19 protein-coding genes are annotated in these 20,755 nt (G+C 43.5%); 14 read left to right on the forward strand and 5 right to left on the reverse strand.

Translation table 11 applies throughout. The features are described 5' to 3' along the window. Window positions 1-311: 311 nt before the first annotated feature. The 6 genes from thrS to R7190_RS05630 all read left to right on the forward strand — a co-directional run bounded on the left by thrS (window position 312) and on the right by R7190_RS05630 (window position 5,187). A complete protein-coding gene (thrS, locus tag R7190_RS05605; RefSeq protein WP_005395892.1) occupies window positions 312-2,240 on the forward strand; it encodes a threonine--tRNA ligase in 1,929 nt (642 codons plus the stop codon). A 3-nt stretch (window positions 2,241-2,243) separates the two neighbouring features. Beyond that, window positions 2,244-2,795, forward strand: coding sequence for a translation initiation factor IF-3 (gene infC / locus R7190_RS05610; RefSeq protein ID WP_080276913.1), 552 nt, complete (start codon window positions 2,244-2,246; stop codon window positions 2,793-2,795). Between the two features lie 120 nt (window positions 2,796-2,915). Then, window positions 2,916-3,110 carry a 50S ribosomal protein L35 gene (rpmI, locus tag R7190_RS05615; protein ID WP_005377932.1) on the forward strand — a complete coding sequence of 65 codons (195 nt, stop codon included), beginning with the start codon at window positions 2,916-2,918 and terminating at the stop codon, window positions 3,108-3,110. Window positions 3,111-3,150: 40 nt separating this feature from the next. Then, window positions 3,151-3,504, forward strand: coding sequence for a 50S ribosomal protein L20 (gene rplT / locus R7190_RS05620; RefSeq protein ID WP_004727974.1), 354 nt, complete (start codon window positions 3,151-3,153; stop codon window positions 3,502-3,504). Between the two features lie 189 nt (window positions 3,505-3,693). Then, a complete protein-coding gene (locus R7190_RS05625; RefSeq protein WP_005377919.1) occupies window positions 3,694-4,011 on the forward strand; it encodes a heavy metal-binding domain-containing protein in 318 nt (105 codons plus the stop codon). Window positions 4,012-4,377: 366 nt separating this feature from the next. Then, window positions 4,378-5,187 carry a helix-turn-helix domain-containing protein gene (locus R7190_RS05630; RefSeq protein ID WP_005385480.1) on the forward strand — a complete coding sequence of 270 codons (810 nt, stop codon included), beginning with the start codon at window positions 4,378-4,380 and terminating at the stop codon, window positions 5,185-5,187. Here the strand turns inward: R7190_RS05630 and R7190_RS05635 are convergent. Continuing rightward, window positions 5,180-5,365 (reverse strand): hypothetical protein, encoded by a 186-nt coding sequence (locus tag R7190_RS05635; RefSeq protein ID WP_031780965.1) that lies wholly within the window; start codon window positions 5,363-5,365, stop codon window positions 5,180-5,182. The genes R7190_RS05630 and R7190_RS05635 overlap by 8 nt on opposite strands. Before the next feature lie 270 nt (window positions 5,366-5,635). On the opposite strand from R7190_RS05635, the gene R7190_RS05640 reads away from it, so the two are divergent. From R7190_RS05640 to pheT, 6 genes are all read left to right on the forward strand, one after another. Then, on the forward strand, window positions 5,636-6,424 hold the full coding sequence (locus R7190_RS05640; RefSeq protein WP_005377913.1) for a TetR/AcrR family transcriptional regulator: 789 nt from the start codon (window positions 5,636-5,638) through the stop codon (window positions 6,422-6,424). A 249-nt stretch (window positions 6,425-6,673) separates the two neighbouring features. Beyond that, window positions 6,674-9,052, forward strand: a complete 2,379-nt coding sequence (locus R7190_RS05645; RefSeq protein WP_064353837.1) for an efflux RND transporter permease subunit — start codon at window positions 6,674-6,676, stop codon at window positions 9,050-9,052. 18 nt (window positions 9,053-9,070) lie between these two features. Beyond that, entirely contained in the window at window positions 9,071-9,862 is a 792-nt protein-coding gene (locus R7190_RS05650; protein WP_064353838.1) for an outer membrane lipoprotein-sorting protein, read from the forward strand. 10 nt (window positions 9,863-9,872) lie between these two features. Beyond that, window positions 9,873-11,048, forward strand: a complete 1,176-nt coding sequence (locus R7190_RS05655) for a hypothetical protein (protein WP_064353839.1) — start codon at window positions 9,873-9,875, stop codon at window positions 11,046-11,048. Window positions 11,049-11,239: 191 nt separating this feature from the next. Next, window positions 11,240-12,223 carry a phenylalanine--tRNA ligase subunit alpha gene (gene pheS, locus R7190_RS05660; protein WP_005385470.1) on the forward strand — a complete coding sequence of 328 codons (984 nt, stop codon included), beginning with the start codon at window positions 11,240-11,242 and terminating at the stop codon, window positions 12,221-12,223. Window positions 12,224-12,241: 18 nt separating this feature from the next. Further along, window positions 12,242-14,647 (forward strand): phenylalanine--tRNA ligase subunit beta, encoded by a 2,406-nt coding sequence (gene pheT, locus R7190_RS05665; RefSeq protein WP_053303165.1) that lies wholly within the window; start codon window positions 12,242-12,244, stop codon window positions 14,645-14,647. Between the two features lie 214 nt (window positions 14,648-14,861). On the opposite strand, the gene R7190_RS05670 is transcribed toward pheT, so the two are convergent. Continuing rightward, a complete protein-coding gene (locus R7190_RS05670; RefSeq protein WP_005377901.1) occupies window positions 14,862-15,743 on the reverse strand; it encodes an AEC family transporter in 882 nt (293 codons plus the stop codon). Between the two features lie 534 nt (window positions 15,744-16,277). Between R7190_RS05670 and ihfA the strand changes: the two genes are divergently transcribed. After that, the gene (ihfA, locus tag R7190_RS05675; protein WP_005377899.1) at window positions 16,278-16,574 is read left to right on the forward strand and encodes an integration host factor subunit alpha; all 297 of its coding nucleotides are present in this window, start codon (window positions 16,278-16,280) and stop codon (window positions 16,572-16,574) included. A gap of 121 nt (window positions 16,575-16,695) precedes the next feature. Here ihfA and R7190_RS05680 read toward each other — a convergent pair whose 3' ends face one another. Continuing rightward, window positions 16,696-17,475, reverse strand: coding sequence for a phosphoribosylglycinamide formyltransferase (locus R7190_RS05680; protein WP_025766820.1), 780 nt, complete (start codon window positions 17,473-17,475; stop codon window positions 16,696-16,698). Window positions 17,476-17,790: 315 nt separating this feature from the next. Between R7190_RS05680 and R7190_RS05685 the strand changes: the two genes are divergently transcribed. Continuing rightward, window positions 17,791-18,441, forward strand: coding sequence for a thiopurine S-methyltransferase (locus R7190_RS05685; RefSeq protein WP_021707633.1), 651 nt, complete (start codon window positions 17,791-17,793; stop codon window positions 18,439-18,441). Between the two features lie 72 nt (window positions 18,442-18,513). Here the strand turns inward: R7190_RS05685 and purT are convergent, their stop codons facing one another. Together purT and cdd are read right to left on the reverse strand one after the other, a co-directional pair. After that, window positions 18,514-19,689, reverse strand: a complete 1,176-nt coding sequence (gene purT, locus R7190_RS05690; RefSeq protein ID WP_054866055.1) for a formate-dependent phosphoribosylglycinamide formyltransferase — start codon at window positions 19,687-19,689, stop codon at window positions 18,514-18,516. Between the two features lie 143 nt (window positions 19,690-19,832). Further along, window positions 19,833-20,720 (reverse strand): cytidine deaminase, encoded by an 888-nt coding sequence (cdd, locus tag R7190_RS05695; RefSeq protein WP_005377892.1) that lies wholly within the window; start codon window positions 20,718-20,720, stop codon window positions 19,833-19,835. Window positions 20,721-20,755 lie beyond the last annotated feature (35 nt).

Below are 20,755 nucleotides of genomic sequence, written 5' to 3' on the forward strand. Positions count from 1 at the left end.
GTTCAAACGTAATAGGCGATATTGTAATTTGTTGTGTAAGTTCATTGGGGGGCAATTCCGTTTACAAGTTATGCGGTCTCTTAAAAAGCATGATCAGATTGTCGTGACGGGTCTGCGGTTAAGTTCTTATGACAAAACAAAATCGCGCTTTGCATTCTAAATGTGAGCTAGGTACAATCCCATTTTCGATAACGGTCCGGTATTCGTGTTACCGAGAGGCCTTTATTGACTCTCAACTATTTTCAACAAATAGCTTCTAATTTGAATAACATGTGTTGCTTGGTGTGCAACACCACTGTAAAGGACATAGCATGCCTATTATTACTCTTCCTGACGGCAGTCAGCGTCAATTTGACAACCCAGTTTCTACTATGGAAGTTGCGCAATCGATCGGTCCTGGTCTTGCAAAAGCAACTATCGCTGGTCGTGTAAACGGTAACCGCGTTGATGCGTGTGATCTAATTGAAGAAGACGCAAGCCTTGAAATCATCACAGTTAAAGATGAAGTAGACGGTCTAGAAATCGTTCGTCACTCTTGTGCTCACCTTCTTGGTCACGCTCTTAAGCAGCTTTATCCTCAAGCTAAAATGGCGATCGGTCCAACCATCGACAATGGCTTCTACTACGATATCGACCTAGACGAATCTCTAACGCAAGAAGATCTTGAAAAGATTGAAAAGCGTATGAAAGAGCTAGCGAAAACCAAGTACGAAGTGGTTAAGAAAAAAGTAAGCTGGCAGGAAGCGCGTGATACGTTTGAATCACGTGGCGAACCATACAAAGTTGAAATCCTAGACGAAAACGTATCTCGCGATGATCGTCCAGGCCTTTACCACCATGAAGAATACATCGACATGTGTCGTGGTCCTCACGTTCCTAATATGAGCTTCTGTCAACACTTCACTTTGCTGAATGTTGCAGGTGCTTACTGGCGTGGTAACAGCGACAACAAAATGCTTCAACGTATCTACGGTACGGCTTTCCACGACAAGAAAGCACTGAAAGCGCACCTAACTCGCCTAGAAGAAGCGGCGAAGCGTGATCACCGTAAGATTGGTAAGCAACTAGACCTATTCCACATGCAGCAAGAAGCACCGGGTATGGTGTTCTGGCATCACAATGGTTGGTCTATCTTCCGTGATCTAGAAGTATTCATCCGCGCTAAGCTAGATGAGTACGGTTACCAAGAAGTGAAAGGTCCACTTATGATGGACCGTGTTCTTTGGGAACGCTCTGGGCATTGGGACAAATACGCTGATGCAATGTTCACAACTTCTTCTGAGAACCGCGAATACGCGATTAAGCCAATGAACTGTCCAGGTCACGTACAGATCTTCAACCAAGGTCTAAAATCGTACCGTGACCTACCGCTACGTATGGCTGAGTTTGGCTCATGTCACCGTAACGAACCATCTGGTGCACTACACGGTATTATGCGTGTACGTGGCTTTACTCAGGATGACGCTCACATTTTCTGTACTGAGAGCCAAATTCAAGAAGAAGTAACAAACTGTATCAAGATGGTGTACGATACGTACCAAACATTTGGTTTCGACAACATCGTAGTGAAACTGTCTACTCGTCCAGAGAAACGTGTAGGTTCAGATGAAATCTGGGATCAATCTGAAGAAGCATTGAAGCAGTCTCTTGAATCGATGGATATCCCATACGAAATTCAAGAAGGCGAGGGTGCGTTCTACGGTCCTAAGATTGAATTCACACTATACGATTGTCTAGACCGTGCGTGGCAGTGTGGTACTGTCCAGCTAGACTTCAACCTACCAGGTCGCTTAGGTGCAACTTATGTAGGTGAAAACAATGAACGTCTTGTACCGGTAATGATTCACCGTGCGATTCTAGGTTCACTAGAGCGCTTCATTGGTATCCTTATCGAAGAATATGCTGGTTTCTTCCCAACTTGGTTGGCGCCAGAACAAGCAGTTCTTATGAACATTACTGATAAACAGTCAGGTTATGTTCAAGAAATAGTACAAAAACTACAAAAAAGTGGAATTAGAGCTAAAGCGGACTTGAGAAATGAGAAGATTGGCTTTAAAATCCGCGAACATACTTTGAAGCGTGTACCGTATATGCTTGTTGTTGGTGACCAAGAAATGGAAGCTGGCGAAATTGCAGTGCGTACTCGTAAAGGTAAAGATCTTGGTAAATTTAAAGTGGATGATTTTATTGCATACATCCAAGACGAGATCTCTAGCCGTAAGCTCAATCTGGAGGAATAAGCTATTAAAGGCGGAAGACGTGGCCAACAGCCGGTAAAACAAAACCCGCACCGTATCAACGGTGAAATTCGTGGTATTCGTGAAGTTCGACTAACAGGCGCTGACGGTGAATCAGTTGGTGTTGTATCGATTCAAGAAGCCATTGCAGCTGCTGAAGAAGCTGGTATGGATCTCGTTGAGATCAGTCCTAACGCCGAGCCACCTGTTTGTCGTGTGATGGACTATGGTAAGTTCCTCTTCGAGAAGAGCAAAACTGCTAAAGAGCAGAAGAAGAAGCAAAAGCAGGTCCAGATCAAGGAAGTAAAATTCCGTCCTGGAACTGATATTGGAGACTATCAGGTAAAACTACGCAACCTGACGCGTTTCCTTGAAGAAGGCAACAAAGTGAAAGTAACAATTCGCTTCCGTGGCCGAGAGATGGCACACCAAGACATCGGTGTTGACGTTCTAAATCGTCTTAAGGAAGATACTGCAGAAATTGCTGTAGTTGAATCTTTCCCTAAGAAGATTGAAGGTCGCCAGATGATCATGGTGCTAGCCCCTAAAAAGAAGTAATTAACGGCTCATCAAGTAATTAAAACCTAGCCGCTTTCCTTTATATAAAGGCATATGGCTGGGTTTTGTTCGCCCTAATTACGTTGTTTATTAAACCTACTCAATGCGGAGTTATTCATCATGCCTAAGATGAAAACCAACAAAGGTGCTGCTAAGCGTTTTAAGAAAACTGCTGGTGGTATTAAGTACAAGCACGCTACAAAACGTCACATCCTGACTAAGCGTACTACTAAGAACAAGCGTCAACTACGTCCGAATGCAATCCTTCCAAAATGTGAAGTGGCTGCAGTAATCCGTATGTTGCCATACGCTTAATTCTTTTTAGTTATCAATCGTTTAGTTTAGGAGAAGCATAATGCCTCGCGTAAAACGTGGTGTACAAGCTCGTGCACGTCATAAGAAAGTTCTAAAACAAGCTAAAGGTTACTACGGTGCGCGTTCACGTGTTTACCGCGTAGCTTTCCAAGCAGTTACTAAAGCTGGTCAATACGCTTACCGTGACCGTCGCGCTAAGAAACGTCAATTCCGTCAACTATGGATTGCACGTATCAATGCGGCATCTCGTCAAAATGGTCTATCTTACAGCCGTTTCATCAACGGTCTGAAGAAAGCATCTATCGAGATCGACCGTAAGATCCTTGCGGACATCGCTGTATTCGACAAAGCTGCATTTGCAGTTCTAGTTGAAAAAGCGAAAGCTGCTCTTTAATTAGCAGTTTAGGATTAAGAGAAGGAGAGCATTAGCTCTCCTTTTTTATTGCTAAAATTTATACCCAAATGACTTTTAGCTTGGCTATTTAGAGTATTGTTTATCAGTGTTCTCAATTTATTGGTTAGCATCTTATGTTAGTTATAAGGTAGCTTGGGTATAAATTTTTACGTTTATAAGGGATTAAAAATGATCTACACAACGACCGAAAGCATTCCTGGCAAGCAGATCTCTGAAATCAGAGGGGTTGTAACTGGTAATGTTGTTCAATCAAAGCATATTGGCCGTGACCTCATGGCGGGTATCAAGAGCATTGTTGGCGGCGAAATTCGTGGTTACACGGAAATGATGACCGACGCGCGTGATATTGCTATACAGCGCATGGTGGCGGACGCTGAATCTAAAGGTGCCGATGCAATAGTAGGGATTCGATTTACCACAAGCTCAATCGTAGATGGTTCTTCGGAAATTTTGGCATTTGGTACTGCAGTGAAACTAGCGGACTAGTCTACTTGAATAGCATTGCAAAAATGCTAATAGAGAGCGGTGAATTATTATGCATTTACCGTTCTGTTCCTTTTAGGTTAATTATTCTAGATTTTTGTAGAGAGAATAGGTTTATATTCTCAACTTTACGTTACTATTAAAATTAATCACGATGATTTAGAGTAATTGCTTTACTTTTATTTTGCATATTATTTTATATCTATAATGAAATTGAATTCATATTGAATTTTTCATTTGTTGTGTGAATTCTCTTTTCGGTATATTAATTCATGTTTTTCTTATAAAAATATGAACTTATACCTTGCCAAGCGGTTCTAAATTGTTACAAATACTATACAGCTGTAACATTGCCAAAAGGAATTGTAGATGAGAGATCTGACTCCCGAATACTTGCTAGCCGCATTACGCCAAGCGATTAAAACAAAAGGGCTAACATATCGAGAGCTATCTGAGAAAATGGGTATGCCACTATCTACCTTTAAGAGACATCTTACAAGCACGAATCTCGCTTTAGATAAGTTGCTGGAATATTGTAGAGCGGTTGATTGCACGTTAGATGAACTACAAAAGCTCGCAAATCAATTGCAAGGTGAAGACGAGGATTACTTTAGTCGCACACAGGATGAAGTATTCTTTCAATTCCCTCACCTTTACGACTTTTATCGTGAATTGAGAATGCTTCGAGGTAAAGACGGTTATTCTATTTTAAAGAAAAAGTATGACTTGTCTGAGCAGAGCATGTCTGATTACTTAAAAGCATTAGAGTTGTTGGATCTCGTTTACGTTGATGAAGATAAAAATATAACGCTGCACGGGCCTTTATATTATAGCTATGCAGAGAACTCCAAGCTCAACGACAAATATACCGAAATCATAAAAGAGCAGACGACTACCCACGATAAGTGTGTTCGCGTTGCTTTGGCGCGTATGAAAATTACTGAAGAACAGCTTTTGTTACTGGAAGATCAAGTTGCAAAGACCGTCATTGATTTTCATTCCAAAAATGTTGTAGCAGAGAACTTTAATGTCTCTGATTTTACTAATATTGTTCTACTTGCTGGGCCACATCAGCCAGTCACATTCTCTGACGGCATTATTGAGACAGAGGGGCGATTTATTGATGATATTCGTTATGCCATCGCAGCTGCAGGTGATAAGCCAAGCCTATCTATATAGATTTTGAGCCTTTTTTGAAGAGAGTTTCTGAAAGGGCGTTGCAAAAGAAAAAGCCTAAGACAGCAAATACTTTGTAAGTAGGGCATTCAGCGGTGTTTGCTCTTAATTCAGACTTAAAGTGTGTTGGGCTTATTTCGAATAATACCTGTTCAGCATCTACTTTCGTTATTTTTAACATGCTGATTTCCTTCGTTGTTCCTCCCAAAGCCTCTCTCGCTTCCTCTACAAAGAAACCATTCTCGTTGAACCAAGCATCCTGTAGCTACTTGGGTATGCATAATTGGTAGCTATTTATCTTCTAATTATAAATTCATACTTGAAATGTTTGTTTTTTGATCTATTATGACGAAGTGTCATTTGTGACGGTTCGTCAACTTTAGTTGCGTTCCCGTATTAAAGAATCGTGTTACAATTATTGGGAGTGTGTTGGTATACGGATCAAAGGATTATGTTTAACTTTCGCTGTAAAAAATATAGCAAGCAAGACGGATGTCGTGTGTCTTCAGGGCTAACAAAAAAGCAACAGGCGATTGCTGATCGTGAGATAGAGCTTATTCAATTGGCTAAGTCTTTAGTTCAAGAGCAAGGCTTTGCCAACTTAACGATGGACAAGCTTACAGCGTCAAGCCCTTATTCTAAAGGGACGATCTACAATCATTTTTGCAGCAAAGAAGATGTGATTCTTGCGCTTTGTATTCATTCGCTGAAAAGCGAAGCAATATTTTTCGAACGTACCGCCAAATTTAATGGCAATACCAGAGAAAAAATCATTGCGATGCATGTAGGTTATCGTATTTACGCTCGTATGGAGCCAGTACTATCAACTTGTGCGATTGTTGCAAAGACGCCTTGGGTTCTAGAGAAGGCTTCGCCTAAACGTGTGAATGAACTGAATAACTTGGAAGAACAAGTAATAGATGGTGCTGATGCGCTGGTGAACAATGCGGTAGAATGTGGTGATCTTAAGTTTTCTCCCGCAATTGGTTCTGATGCTATTGTATTCGCCAACTGGTCTATTGCATTCGGTTCAAACGCTTTGGCGCAAAATGCATCGAACAGTCGATGTATTCAGCGAATTCAAGACCCATTCTCAGTACTGCACAACGCGAATATGTTACTTGATGGTTTAGGTTGGTCGCCTTTATCTACAGAATGGGACTACCGTAAAACCTGGCGTCGAGTGGAGCAGGAGTTATTTAGTGAAGAGCTTGCTTATTTAGAGTCAGTGAATCGCTAATAAACTGGAAAGGCCAATCTGACGTTATGGTTGGCTTTTTTATCGCACTATTGTGACGAATCGTCATTAAATCTCGAGGGTTGGCGTTCAGCCAATGATCACGAGAAGCATAGGAAGTTACTAAAAACTGACTTATGTAGCCAAATTCATTCGATCTAAAGTTTGCATGTCGAGTTTGTCTGGTTATTTACAGCATTTGCTGTTTTTTTAGTTTTTAAATTTGACGAAACGTCACAAAAGGAGAGTGTGATGCCACATCACAACGTTCAACAATACGCCCGTTCAGGGTGGGGTAAGCTACCAACGAATTACAGTGTATTGGTGATGCTTGCTACCGTTTTATTGATTGTCATAGCAACTATTGGAGGAAAAAATCTTTACTTTAGAGGAGATTACGACATCTTCTTTGATGGAACAAATGAGCAGTTACTTGCGTTTGATGAAATTCAAACCACCTTTGCAAAATCTGACAGTCTTGCTTTGGTTATAGCGCCAAAGAGCGGCACTGTTTTTACTCCTAGTACATTATCTCTTATTCAGCAGATCACTGACGAGGCGTGGCAAGTTCCATACTCCACCCGCGTTGATTCCCTCGCCAACTACCAGCATACCGAAGCGTTTGAAGATGATCTTCTTGTCGAAGACTTACTGTATAGCGAATATGAATTGACACCTCAACGAATAGAGAAAGTCAAAAGTATTGCGTTGAGTGAGCCGGTTTTGAAAAGTTCACTGATTTCTGAAAAAGGAGATGTCACGGTCGTAAACATTACGGTCCAACTCCCTGAAATAGATAAAACTGCTGAAGTACAAGAGGTGGTTGCTTACATAAACGGAATGATTGAACGTTATCAGCAAGTGTACCCAGACACGGAATTCCACAAGGCTGGTATTATTGCAATGAACTACGCATTTATGACCGCAGCCCAAGATGATAGCGCAACATTAGTGCCTACTATGTTACTAGTGATATTGGTGTTTCTGACCATCATGTTGCGCTCATTGCTTAGCGTCATCGCGACGCTCATCGTTATTATCGGCTCGGTTATGGTGACAATGGGCTTGTCAGGATGGGCTGGTATGTTCTTAAGCACGGCGACCGTTAATGTGCCTACCTTGGTGATGACGCTTGCCGTCGCAGACTGTGTACACATCATCGCGACAATGCGTCAGTCTATGCAAAACGGCTTTAGTAAAGCCCACTCTATTGAGCGAAGTATTGCGCTCAATTTCATGCCTATCTTGATTACCTCCATTACCACCGCGATCGGCTTTTTAATGATGAATATGTCGGATTCTCCAATCCTGAGAGATTTCGGCAACCTATCAGCCCTTGGCGTCATGGTTGCTTGTTTCCTTTCCATCACGTTACTTCCCGCCTTGCTTAATATCCTTCCGGTTACGGTGAAGTCGGATACTTCTGATGAAAGAAAGCACTTTATGGATCATTTAGGAGATTTCGTGGTGTCAAAGCGACATGCGTTATTGCCGTTGTCGGTGCTTGTTATTGTCGCGAGTGCGAGCTTGATTCCGCTGAACAAAGTCAATGATGAATCCGTCGAGTACTTTGGCCATAGCAATGAATTTCGCCGAGCGGCTGATTTTATGGAAGAGCGAATCAGTGGCATGGCGAACATCAGTATCGCGATAAAAACTAACGAATCGCAGGGCATTGCCGATCCTAATTTTCTCAATTCCGTGGGTAAATTTACTGACTGGCTAAGGTTGCAGCCAGAAACGGACCATGTTGCGACCTTGAGCGATGTTTATAAGCGCCTAAACAAGAACATGCATGGAGATGATCAGGCTTATTACTCGCTCCCTCAAGACAGAGAATTAGCGGCTCAATATCTGCTGCTTTATGAAATGTCACTACCGTATGGTTTAGATTTGAACAACCAAATCAATGTAGATAAGTCGTCGATCAAGATGGTTCTCACCGTGGAGAACTTGGGCAGCGTCGAGCTTGTTGATTTGGAAAATCGCATTTACCAATGGTTTAACGAAAACGCGCCTCAATATGATGTTGTTGCGTCTAGTCCTTCATTGATGTTTGCGCATATTGGTGAAACGAATATGGCCAGCATGCTGTCAACCTTGCCCATTACTCTTGTCTTAATCTCTGCATTACTGATCTTTGCCTTGCGTTCGTTCAAGCTTGGCTTAATTAGTCTTGTCCCGAATATTGCTCCTGCGCTTATTGGTTTTGGTATTTGGGCGCTGGTTTCTGGCGAGATTAACTTGGGATTGTCTGTCGTTGTGACATTAACGCTTGGTGTTGTTGTCGATGACGCCGTTCACTTTCTTTCTAAATATCAACACGCTCGTAAAGATGGCCACAGTGCGGAGCAAGCGGTTCGCTACGCCTTTCGCACCGTGGGGCGCGCGCTTTGGATTACGACGGTCGTGCTTGTTGCTGGTTTCTCTGTTCTGGCGATGTCGAGCTTCCGCTTAAATGCCGATATGGGACAGTTGAGTGCCATTGTTATCTTCATTGCTCTTGTTGTGGATTTCATCTTTCTACCGACTCTACTGATGTTGTTTGACAAAGGCGTTTACGACGAGGTAGAGCGCCGAAATAAGCTTAAATCAACTGACTCTCAAACCAAGACTGTTACTCAGTCATAACGAATTAAAGGATTGAACATGAATTTAGTAAAAAATGCCTTAAAAGTATCAGTACTTTCTGTCTCGCTTATTATGAGTCATGCGGTGTTGGCGGATGAAGCCAAAGGACTAGAAATTGCCCAAGAGCGCAAAGCCCGTGATGGAGGGTGGGGGGATTCTGTTGCTACGATGCAAATGATTCTGCGAAACGCGCAAGGAGAAAGCAGCACACGTTTAATGCGCTTACAATCACTTGAAGTTGATGGCGATGGTGACAAAGGGCTCACGATATTTGATGAACCGAGAGATGTAAAAGGCACGGCGTTTCTCAACCATTCTCATACGGTGGGTGCCGATGACCAATGGCTTTACCTTCCTGCACTGAAACGTGTGAAACGTATTTCCTCGCGTAACAAATCAGGTCCTTTTATGGGCAGTGAATTCGCGTATGAGGATCTCAGTTCCTTTGAGATTGAAAAATACCGTTTCAACTACCTAAAAGATGACAGCATAAACGGGCAAGATGTTTTCGTCGTAGAGCAAATTCCGACCGATAAGAACTCAGGTTATACCAAGCAAACGGTGTGGTTAGATAAAGCGCATTATCGTCCACTTAAAGTTGAGTTTTACGACCGCAAAGGCTCTTTGTTAAAAACGCTTTCTTTTTCCGATTACAAGCAATATCTCAACCAATATTGGCGAGCGCACACTATGGCGATGACAAACCATCAAACAGGAAAAAGTACTGAGCTAACGACTAGCGAAATGCGTTTTAACACTGGATTACAAGACAATGACTTTCATAAGAATGTGTTGAAGCGAGTGAGGTAGTGGAGGAAAAATGAAGCGATTAAATGTTGGGTTGTTGCTTAGTGCAGCAGCCTTTTTTTACTCGATGCCTCTGACTGCCGTCGAGCTCGCAGGACAAGTCAATATTGAGCATCGTCAGTTTTTTAAAACGGGCTCTCAGGGTCAGAGCAAAGCGCAAACGTCATTGGTTTTGCAGCCAGAATTTTACTGGGAGATGCAAAATGGTGATGCAAACTTTACTTTCACACCTTTCTATCGTCTGGATGGTCTAGACGATGAGCGAAGTCATGGTGACATACGAGAGGCACTTTATCTGACTTATTGGGATGATTATGAGCTTCGAGTTGGGATTAGTAAGGTCTTTTGGGGAGTGACTGAATCAGCCCATTTAGTTGATGTAGTAAACCAAACAGACTCTATTGAAGCCGTTGATGGTGAAGATAAGCTCGGTCAGCCGATGTTACATTTTACCTCTTTCAAAGACTGGGGTACCGTCCACGCAATGTTGTTACCTTACTTTAGGGAACGAACGTTTGCGGGTACAGATGGCCGCTTGCGAACCGAACCCGTTGTCTCTGATGATGCTATCTATGAATCAAGCAGAGAAGAGAAGCACGTAGATGTGGCTTTTCGATATTCGAAAATGCTTGGCGATTGGGACGTAGGCCTAAGCTATTTATATGGAACAAACCGGGATCCCTACTTTCGTTTTGAGTACGGAGAATTAAAGCCTTACTACGCTCTGATGAGTCATGTCGGTCTCGATGTGCAAGGAATTGTTGGCGATTGGTTATGGAAACTAGAAAGTGTTTATCGAGATAGCGCTGATAATCATGTCGGTCTTGTGACGGGTTTTGAGTATACCTTCGTCGGTGCATTTGACACGGTTTGGGATGTGGGAGTTATTGGTGAGTACCTCTATGACAGTCGAGGGAACAACGCACAAACTATCGGTCAAAATGATGTGTTTGCAGGTATTCGTTGGGCGCTCAATGATGAGGACGGAACGGAAGTATTGACGGGAATCACGAAGGATTTAGATAACGCTGATGTTTACAATGCTAAGTTAGAGGCGTCGAGCCGAATATCGAATCACGTTAAGTGGCAAATTGATGCTTGGTTGTTTAAAAATGAAACACCAAATGATTTGCTCTACTTTGCTAGAGATGACGATTTTATCGAGCTATCTATTCAATACTATTTCTAAAACAAAAGGGCACAACTAAACGGCAGATTAACTAAAGATGACATTTTTGACGTTTTTGTGCTCTTTTTATTCAATAACCTCTTCTTTTCGTAATTCAATTTGGCATTGGTGCCCGGTTTGGCTACTATGTACAGCTATCAAAAAACCAATCACTCCCTTATGGACACTACCTACAGGTAGATGAGGAAACGATGCAACATCTAGAAGAGATCATTGCTAGCGCGAGCACTGCAATTGAAGCTGCCGAATCGCTAGTCGCACTTGATGAAGTGCGTGTTCAGTATCTGGGTAAAAAAGGTGAGCTAACTGCTCAACTTCAAAGCCTAGGCAAACTACCACCAGAAGAACGCCGTGAAGCTGGTCAAGAGATCAACAAAGCGAAAGGCGTAGTTCAGCAAGCTATCGCAGCTCGTAAAGATGCACTACAACGTGCTGAGCTTGAAGCGAAACTAGCAGCAGAAACAATCGACGTAACACTACCAGGTCGTCGTATTGAAAACGGTGGTTTACACCCAGTAACTCGTACTGTAGAGCGTATTGAGAAGTTCTTTGGCGAACTCGGTTTTAACACCGAGGCAGGCCCAGAGATCGAAGATGCATTCCACAACTTCGATGCGCTAAACATCGCAGCTGATCACCCAGCGCGTACTGACCACGATACTTTCTTCTTCAACCCAGACTTGATGCTTCGTACTCATACGTCAGGCGTACAGATCCGTACGATGGAAAATGGTAAACCACCATTCCGTTTCATCGCACCAGGCCGTGTATACCGTAACGACTACGACCAAACGCACACGCCAATGTTCCACCAAGTGGAAGGCATGCTGGTTGATGAGAACGTAAACTTTGCTCAGCTGAAAGGCATCCTGCACGATTTCCTATGTAACTTCTTCGAAGAAGAAGTAGAAGTACGTTTCCGTCCATCTTACTTCCCATTCACTGAGCCTTCAGCTGAAGTAGACGTGAAAGGCAAGAACGGTAAATGGTTAGAAGTACTAGGCTGCGGTATGGTTCACCCGAACGTGCTACGTAGCGTAGGTATCGATCCTGAAAAATACTCTGGTTTCGCATTCGGTATGGGTGTTGAGCGTCTAACAATGCTTCGTTACGGCGTGAACGACCTACGTGCGTTCTTCGAGAACGATCTTCGTTTCCTAAAACAGTTCAAGTAATCCAGAGGGTTCATCAACATGAAATTCAGCGAATCATGGCTTCGTGAGTGGGTAAACCCTGCGGTTACTACTGACGAGCTAACTCACCAAATTACAATGGCCGGTCTAGAGGTAGACGACGTTCTTCCTGTTGCAGGTTCTTTTACTGGCGTTAAAGTCGGTCACGTTGTTGAATGTGGTCAACACCCAGATGCAGACAAACTGCGCGTAACTAAAGTTGACGTGGGTGAAGAAGAGCTTCTAGACATTGTTTGTGGCGCACCTAACTGTCGCCAAGGTCTGAAAGTAGCAGTAGCAACAGTTGGTGCTGTTCTTCCAGGTGATTTCAAAATCAAAAAAGCGAAACTACGTGGCCAGCCATCTCACGGCATGCTTTGTTCATTCACTGAACTAGGTATCGACGTTGAGTCAGACGGTATCATGGAACTAGCAGAAGACGCAGTAGTCGGTACCGATTTCCGTGAATTCCTAGGTCTAGACGACGTAACAGTAGACGTAGACCTAACGGCAAACCGCGCTGACTGTTTCAGCATTCGTGGTCTAGCTCGTGAAGTTGGCGTACTAAACCGTGCTGACGTGACAGAGCCATTAGTAGAAGCAGTTGCCCCTTCAATCGACGATAAAGTGTCTATCGAAGTGAAAGCTCCTGCTGCGTGTCCTCGTTACCTAGGTCGTGTTATTAAGAACGTAAACGTTCAAGCTGAAACACCACTATGGATGCAAGAGAAACTGCGTCGTTGTGGTATTCGCTCTATCGACCCTGTAGTAGACATCACTAACTACGTTCTTCTAGAGCAAGGCCAACCAATGCACGCATTCGATCTAGCGAAGATCGAAGGTGGCATCGTAGTTCGTATGGCTGAGCAAGGTGAGAAGCTAACGCTTCTTGACGGCAACGAAGCAGAACTAAACGCAGATACACTAGTAGTTGCTGACCACAACAAAGCACTTGCAATCGCAGGTATCTTTGGTGGTGAAGAGTCTGGTGTAACAACTGAGACTAAAGACGTTCTACTAGAGTGTGCATTCTTTGCACCTGACCACATCCGTGGCCGCGCACGTAGCTACGGTCTTCACACTGATTCTTCAATGCGTTTCGAGCGTGGTGTGGATTACGCACTACAAGTGAGCGCAATGGAGCGTGCAACACAGCTTCTTGTTGAAATTTGTGGTGGTGAAGTAGCACCTGTTGTAGCTGTAGAATCTGAAGCAGACCTACCTAAGCCAAACAAAGTTGCACTACGTCGCACGAAACTAGACAACCTACTAGGTCACCACATCGCTGATGCTGATGTAGTAGAAATCCTAGAGCGCCTAGGTTTGACTGTTGAAGCTTCAGAAGAAGGTTGGGTGGCAGTAGCGCCAACATGGCGTTTCGATATCGCTATCGAGCAAGATCTGATTGAAGAAGTTGGCCGTATCTACGGTTACGACAACATTCCTAACCAAAACCCAGCAGCAGCACTTAAGATGCACAACCACGTTGAAGCGGATCTTCCACTGAAACGCGTTCGTGATCTTCTTGTTGACCGTGGTTACCACGAAGCAATCACATACAGCTTCGTTGAGCCTGAGCAGCAAAAGCTAGTTGTACCTGGTGTTGAGCCTCTAGTACTTCCAAACCCAATTTCTGCAGACATGTCAGCAATGCGTCTTGGTCTTATCCAAGGTCTGCTGAACACGGTTGTTCACAACCAGAAGCGTCAACAGCCACGCGTTCGTCTATTCGAATACGGCCTACGTTTCATCCCATGTGAATCTGCAGAAAACGGCATGCGCCAAGAGCCTATGCTAGCGGGTGTTATCGCTGGTACTCGCGGTGAAGAACATTGGGATATCGAAACTAACACGGTTGATTTCTTCGACCTTAAAGGCGATCTAGAAGCGATTCTAGAGCTATCTGCGAACGAAAAAGCGTACTCTTTCGCTGCACTGTCACCTGAAAGCAAAAAAGCTAACCCAGCACTTCACCCAGGTCAATCTGCGGCAATCATCGTAGATGGCAAAGAAGTGGGCGTGATCGGTACCGTTCACCCTGAGCTTGAGCGTAAGTTCGGTCTAAATGGTCGTACTATCGTATTCGAAATCGAATGGTCTGCAATTAACAGCAAAGTGATCCCAGAAGCGGTAGCACTTTCTAAATTCCCTTCAAACCGTCGTGATATCGCGGTAGTAGTGGATGAAGCTGTTGCATCTGGTGACATTGTTAACGCTTGTCTAGAGCAAGGTGGCGAGTTCCTTAAAGATGCAAAACTGTTCGACGTTTACGTAGGTAAAGGCGTTGAAGAAGGTAAGAAGAGCCTAGCAATCGCTCTGACTCTACAGTCACTTGAGCGTACGCTTGAAGATGCAGATATCGCTGGTGCGGTTGACGCTATCGTTGCTCACGTTTCTGAGAAGTTTGGTGCGTCTCTACGTGACTAATCTCGCGTAACGTATCTTCTTAAGAAATGAAAACCCTGCTAGTTTGGCAGGGTTTTTTTATTTTTAGGATTACCTTATCGTTGTTCAAGTTCCTTACTGCTCGCACCACCCCTCATTATTTTAAAATACTAGACCAAACTAGGGATGGCCCTTACCCGAGATTAGGAACGTATTGTTTTTCAGCTAATACACGCTAACGATAGCTTATTGGCGGTTAGGCAGCGAGTGAGAGGGTATAGCTAAGCAGAAGAGGCAGCGTAAGAATGCTGAAAAAGTTGCCAAATAGTACCATTGACGCCACCTTCATGGGTTCTATATTCAGTCTTTCCGCAAATAGGTAATTCATGACGGCTGGCGGCAGCATTGTGAAGAGCACCATCATTTGCAATTGCATCGTTGGAAGGGGAATTAACCAATAAATAAGTGCAAAAGCGACAGCACCAGTTGCCAGTGACTGCACGGTACACAACACACCAATCTTTAAACCGTCCAACCGTAAATGACACATTTGTGCCCCCAGAGATAAAAGCATCACGGGTACGGCCGCTTGCCCAAGTAGAGCAGTGGCTTCGTATAAAGGCGCCCATGCACCCACATTTGACACGTTGAGAAACAGAGCCAACGACGCTGCTAAAAAGATTGGCATCTTGACTATTTGCTTAAAAGGGTTGCCATGACTAAGCAGCATTACGCCTAAGCTGATATGCAAGCATGCTGACACGACAAATAAAAGCACTGCTGACGACAGCGCAATTTCTCCAAACGTATAGGTAAACAAAGGAATAGCTAGATTTCCGCTATTCCGAAACATATGTGGTGGCGCCCAGGTTTTAAACGAGAGTGACGTCCATCGACATACCGGGATCATGAGTAGTGCGGGAATTAAAACCGCAACAATTGCCGCCAAAAGAAGCGGCCCCTGATTTGAATCGAGCGGCATGCTAACGAGTGACGAAAATACCAGTGCTGGCGTAAAAACCTCAATATTAATGCGGTTTATTGGGCGAAAGTCAGGCTTGATGTAACGACCGACCAAATAGCCAACTCCGACAAGAGCAAAAACAGGGAAAAGAATATTTATGATTTGATTAATCATGGTCGCCTAGAAGCAGTGTAAGAAGCTAATGAGGAAATACACGAACTTCCACATTATCAATCTTTATATATGGCGTCATCGTTAAACAGCGAGAAGCGTGGGTTTAATCAAGCTTTCAAAGCACAGTTGCAAAGTACAGGTGGTCATACCTTTTAATCTAATTGTTACGTATCGAGTTACATACAAATCACTGAATTTACGACAAGTTCTATGTCAAGTGTCTGTTAAATAACCAATATCTGATATTTTTATTAAATAGTGTTTAATGTTGATATTTAAACTACTTTTAGTTTTATAATCTGGATGTTTTTCCTGATAAAGATGAAACAAAAACAAAAATATCAAATTTCTGGCGTTTAACAATAATTTACGTAGTGCTATTCCTTTTGTTCGCCAAGAAAAAAGTTGGCGAAAATCATAAGCTTGTCATACACTTCCTGATGTAACCCCGATATGTTGTTGAATTGGTAGGGTAAAACTGCTCTGGCGCTACACTAACGTAGCATTGTTTAACATAGCTTTGAGGAAAGTTTTATGGCGCTCACAAAAGCCGAACTGGCAGAAAACCTGTTTGATAAATTAGGATTTAGTAAGCGGGACGCCAAGGAAACGGTGGAAGTGTTCTTTGAAGAGATTCGTAAGGCACTGGAAAGTGGCGAACAGGTAAAACTGTCAGGTTTTGGTAACTTTGATCTTCGTGACAAGAATGAACGACCTGGTCGTAACCCGAAAACTGGTGAAGATATTCCAATTACTGCTCGACGTGTAGTGACTTTTCGCCCGGGTCAGAAGTTAAAAGCTCGTGTAGAAAACCTGAAGAAAGTACAGTAAGCCGAATAAATGGATCACGCTAAGGCGTGGTCTTTTTTTGCGTAAAATTCGTGTGCATACAAATGAAAACCACCGCAATGCGGTGGTTTTTCTGTTTATGAGAGACGCTTAATGATATCGGTTACGCCGCTTCTAGATGCGTTGTTAAGTATGGTTGCCATGCTTGTTGGTACAAGTTCTTAGACTGTGTACGCATGTTGCGAATAGAGGCAAGCTCTATTTCGCTTAGCTCACGTTTTTCCAACATCGCTTGACGTTCTAGTTTCTGGATTTTTTCGTATAGGTCGTGTTCGGGACCGCTTTTTACATCTGCGATTGCTTTCAAGTGCAGTTGAACTTCGGCTACTAGGTTTGTTTTTGGTAAACGAACGAGCAAGTTCAAGTCTCTATATCCTGAAGGGCCAGGTTTTTTGAATCGATTTTTTACTTTCACAATAGTTGTTTCACGCTCTAACGTTTCATAAATGGAGACTAAGCTCGCGACGTCTTCAGCTACAATCGTTGCACGTGCTAGGTCAGTAATACGTTCAACTTTCCCATCTAACTCTAAAGCTATCTTTTCTTCTGCTCGTTGTTTGGATTTCACGCCTGCGAAGTATGGCTGAGCGTCATTAAGAAGTGCGGTACTCTTACAGATAGTTTCAAGTTCAAATTGTGCTTGGTGAGCTTTGCTGTAAAGAATGTCGAAGTCAGAATATGGCTGAGTTGGTGTGGTGTCGATTGACTGAATGCCATATAAACCGCTAAGGCTGTGTTTAAAAAGTTTCGAACAAACTTCGTTTTGGCTGGTTGAACGATTTTGTTCGCCACTAGGCGCAGGGGTAATTGGAAGTGCGGCAAATGCCGGTGCACGGCTAAGTACCAAAAGCATCAATGCTGTAGTACGAAGAAATAAGCTCATTCACTCTCCTTAACTTGCTTGTACTTAGAAAATAGGGAACATAAAGGTCGCTAAGTTCGGCAAATCAGGTACTAACTTATAAATGGGGCCATTACGAAAGATTCCAAGGTTTCAGTTTTATCTTGAAGTAGAATCGTGCGTTAGATCACCATTTCTCTTTTCTTTATTCTGATTATCAGATAAAGGCGCGTCTCCTATGAGACCGATTACATCCTATCACCGCAGTATTAACCAAAGATGAACGGCATAGACAAATTGAAAAAAAACGTTAGTCTTACCTCTCAAAATGAAAACAGCCGACAAGTAGAAAGTAAAATGAGAGACCAAGAATTTTGGCATAACAAATGGGCCAGCAATCAAATCGGATTTCACTTGGAAGATGTAAACCCGCTATTACCAGTATATTGGAAACACACTAATCCAAAGCGTGAAGATAAAGTGTTAGTTCCTTTATGTGGAAAGTCAGAAGACTTGATTTGGCTAGCGATGAAGCATGATTCGGTTGAAGGCGTTGAGCTAAGCCATATTGCTGTGCGTGCCTTTTTTGCTGAACATTTTTACACGCCAACGGTAACGCCTCTTAATGGCATGCACGAGCTTTATCAATTTGATGAGCTCTCTATTTATACTGGGGACTTTTTCACTGCACCAGTATCTCAAGCCGATATCATTTATGATCGCGCCGCGTTGGTTGCTTTACCGCAAGATATGCGAGAGGAGTATGTAGAGCGTCTCAAGCAACTTTTGAACCCAGGCGGTCGTATTTTGCTTGTTACACTCAACTATCCTCAAGAAGAGATGGCGGGGCCTCCATTTAGCGTGCCGGTCGAAGAGATTGAGCAGTTATTTTCAGGTTACAAAGTTACTTGTTTGAACGTAGATGAAGCTGACGAGAATCATCCTAAAATTGCGAAAAAAGGCTTAAGTCGCTTCTCTGAAGAAGTGTACTTAATCGAGAGTGAATAGGCTCTCTTCGGTTTGGAACACGAAATAGCGCAGCAATTTGAGCTGCGCTATTTTTGTATGAGTGGTTCGTATTTAATAAATGATATTCACTTTTGAAGCACTTTCAACAGCATCTTGAACGGCTTCTTCGGTGGTTTTTCGTCGCGTAAGGACAACACCTAAACGGCGGCGACCATCGATTTCTGGCTTACCGAATAGACGAACTTGTGTTTGAGGTTGAGCTAAAGCTTTGCTTAGGTTTTCAAAGCGAATGTTTGTGGAAGTCCCTTGTCCAAGAATAACAGCAGACGCAGATGGGCCATATTGCACAATATTATTAATTGGCATTCCGGTAAACGCGCGCACGTGGAGAGCAAACTCAGACATTTCCTGCGAAATCATTGTAACCATACCCGTATCGTGAGGGCGAGGAGAGACCTCATTGAAAATGACTTTATCGCCTTTGACAAACAGCTCTACACCAAAGATGCCGTAGCCACCGAGCGCGTTTACCACTTTCTCAGCCGTGTATTCAGCTGCTTTTACTGCGTTTTCTGACATAGCTTGCGGTTGCCATGATTCGCGGTAGTCGCCATCTTCCTGACGATGACCAATTGGAGCACAGAAATGCACACCGTCAACGGCTCTGATGGTCAATAAAGTGATTTCGTAATCGAAGTCGATAAAACCTTCCACGATAACGCGACCTGCACCCGTACGTCCGCCTTCCTGAGCGTAATCCCATGCTTTTGTAACGTCGTCTTCGGTCTTGATAACACTTTGCCCTTTACCTGAAGAGCTCATCACAGGCTTCACCACGCACGGAAGACCCACATGCTCAACCGCGGCTTTGAAGTCTTCAAAGTTATCTGCAAAACGATAAGGTGAAGTCGTCAATTCCAGTTCTTCTGCTGCCAAACGTCGGATACCTTCACGATTCATTGTTAGCCTGGTTGCCTTAGCGGTTGGAACAACATTCAGTCCTTTCTCTTCAAGCTCTACCAGTTTGCCGGTTGCGATGGCTTCAATTTCTGGTACGACGTAAGTAGGTTGTTCCTTCGTAATAACTTCTTCTAAGGCGTTTCCATCTAACATGTCGATAACATAACTACGGTGAGCGACTTGCATCGCTGGAGCATTGGCATAGCGATCACAAGCAATCACTTCTAAACCAAGTCTCTGGCATTCAATGGCGACTTCTTTACCGAGTTCGCCAGAGCCTAAAAGTAATACACGGGTAGCATTTGCGCTAGTTGCAGTGCCAAACATAGTGTTCCCTTACAAAATAGAGTGATGAGACAGAAATTGCAGGAGATCATACTGAAGTTTTATGACAAAGCAAACGTTTGCTTTTGGTTTTTAGGTAATAAAAAAGCTCTACATGTTGTAGAGCTTTTTGTTGAATTTGTCGTTTATACGTTGACAAAACTAAGCGGAATATCTGGATTCAACGCTTCCAACGTTGATTGCGTATCGGCTAAGTGACTGATCTTACCTTCAGAGTTTTCTACCAATGCAGCGGCTTTGATGCTGTCAAAGGTTTCACCCGCAAGTAAAACTTGGATTAGCGCAACTTGTAGCGGTGGCAAGCTAGGATTAAACGCTGCATTTTCTGCATAAGCGCCTTGGAATACACGGCCGCTAGTCATCTCTAATGCTAAACCACTCAAGTTGTTGGTGTATGGAGAGTGGCTCATGTTCATCGCTTCAACTGCACTTTGGATGAGTGCGTCTTCATCATCACATGAGAATTGGTGTTTAACTTCTGCCATTAAGCCGGACTCGATACCGAGATCGTTTGGTCCAAAGGCTTCAGGCAGGTATTCATGAAGTGACTTTTCTTCGCGTTCTGGGAGCTGGATTTTAAGCTCGTTTGCGGTAGATAACTCATTCATGAACTGGCGGCAGTGACCACATGGGCTGAAGTTGATAGTGATATCCTTAACACCACGTTCGCCTTTCATCCAAGCATGGCTAATCGCAGACTGCTCTGCGTGAACCGTTTGACCCAACTGTACACCAAAGAATTCCATGTTGGCACCGAAGTAAAGGCGACCTGAAAGACCACGAACGATAGCGCCGACATAAAAGTCAGAAAGGGGAGCATAGGAGTACGCTGCGGCAAAAGGAAGTAGCGCAACACGAAGCTCTTTGTCTGATAGACCGGTAGCTGAAAGCAACTGCTCAAATTGTTGAACTGAAAGCGTAGCATCAAAATCATCAGCTTGGATGATAGGAGCAAGTTGTTTGGAAAGTGCTTCTGGAGCGCCTGCTAGCGCCTGTTCAATGCGACTTTTCATGTTGAATCCTTGTTATTGCATGGACAGTTATTCTA

The organism is Vibrio sp. 1078-1 (genome assembly GCF_033340475.1).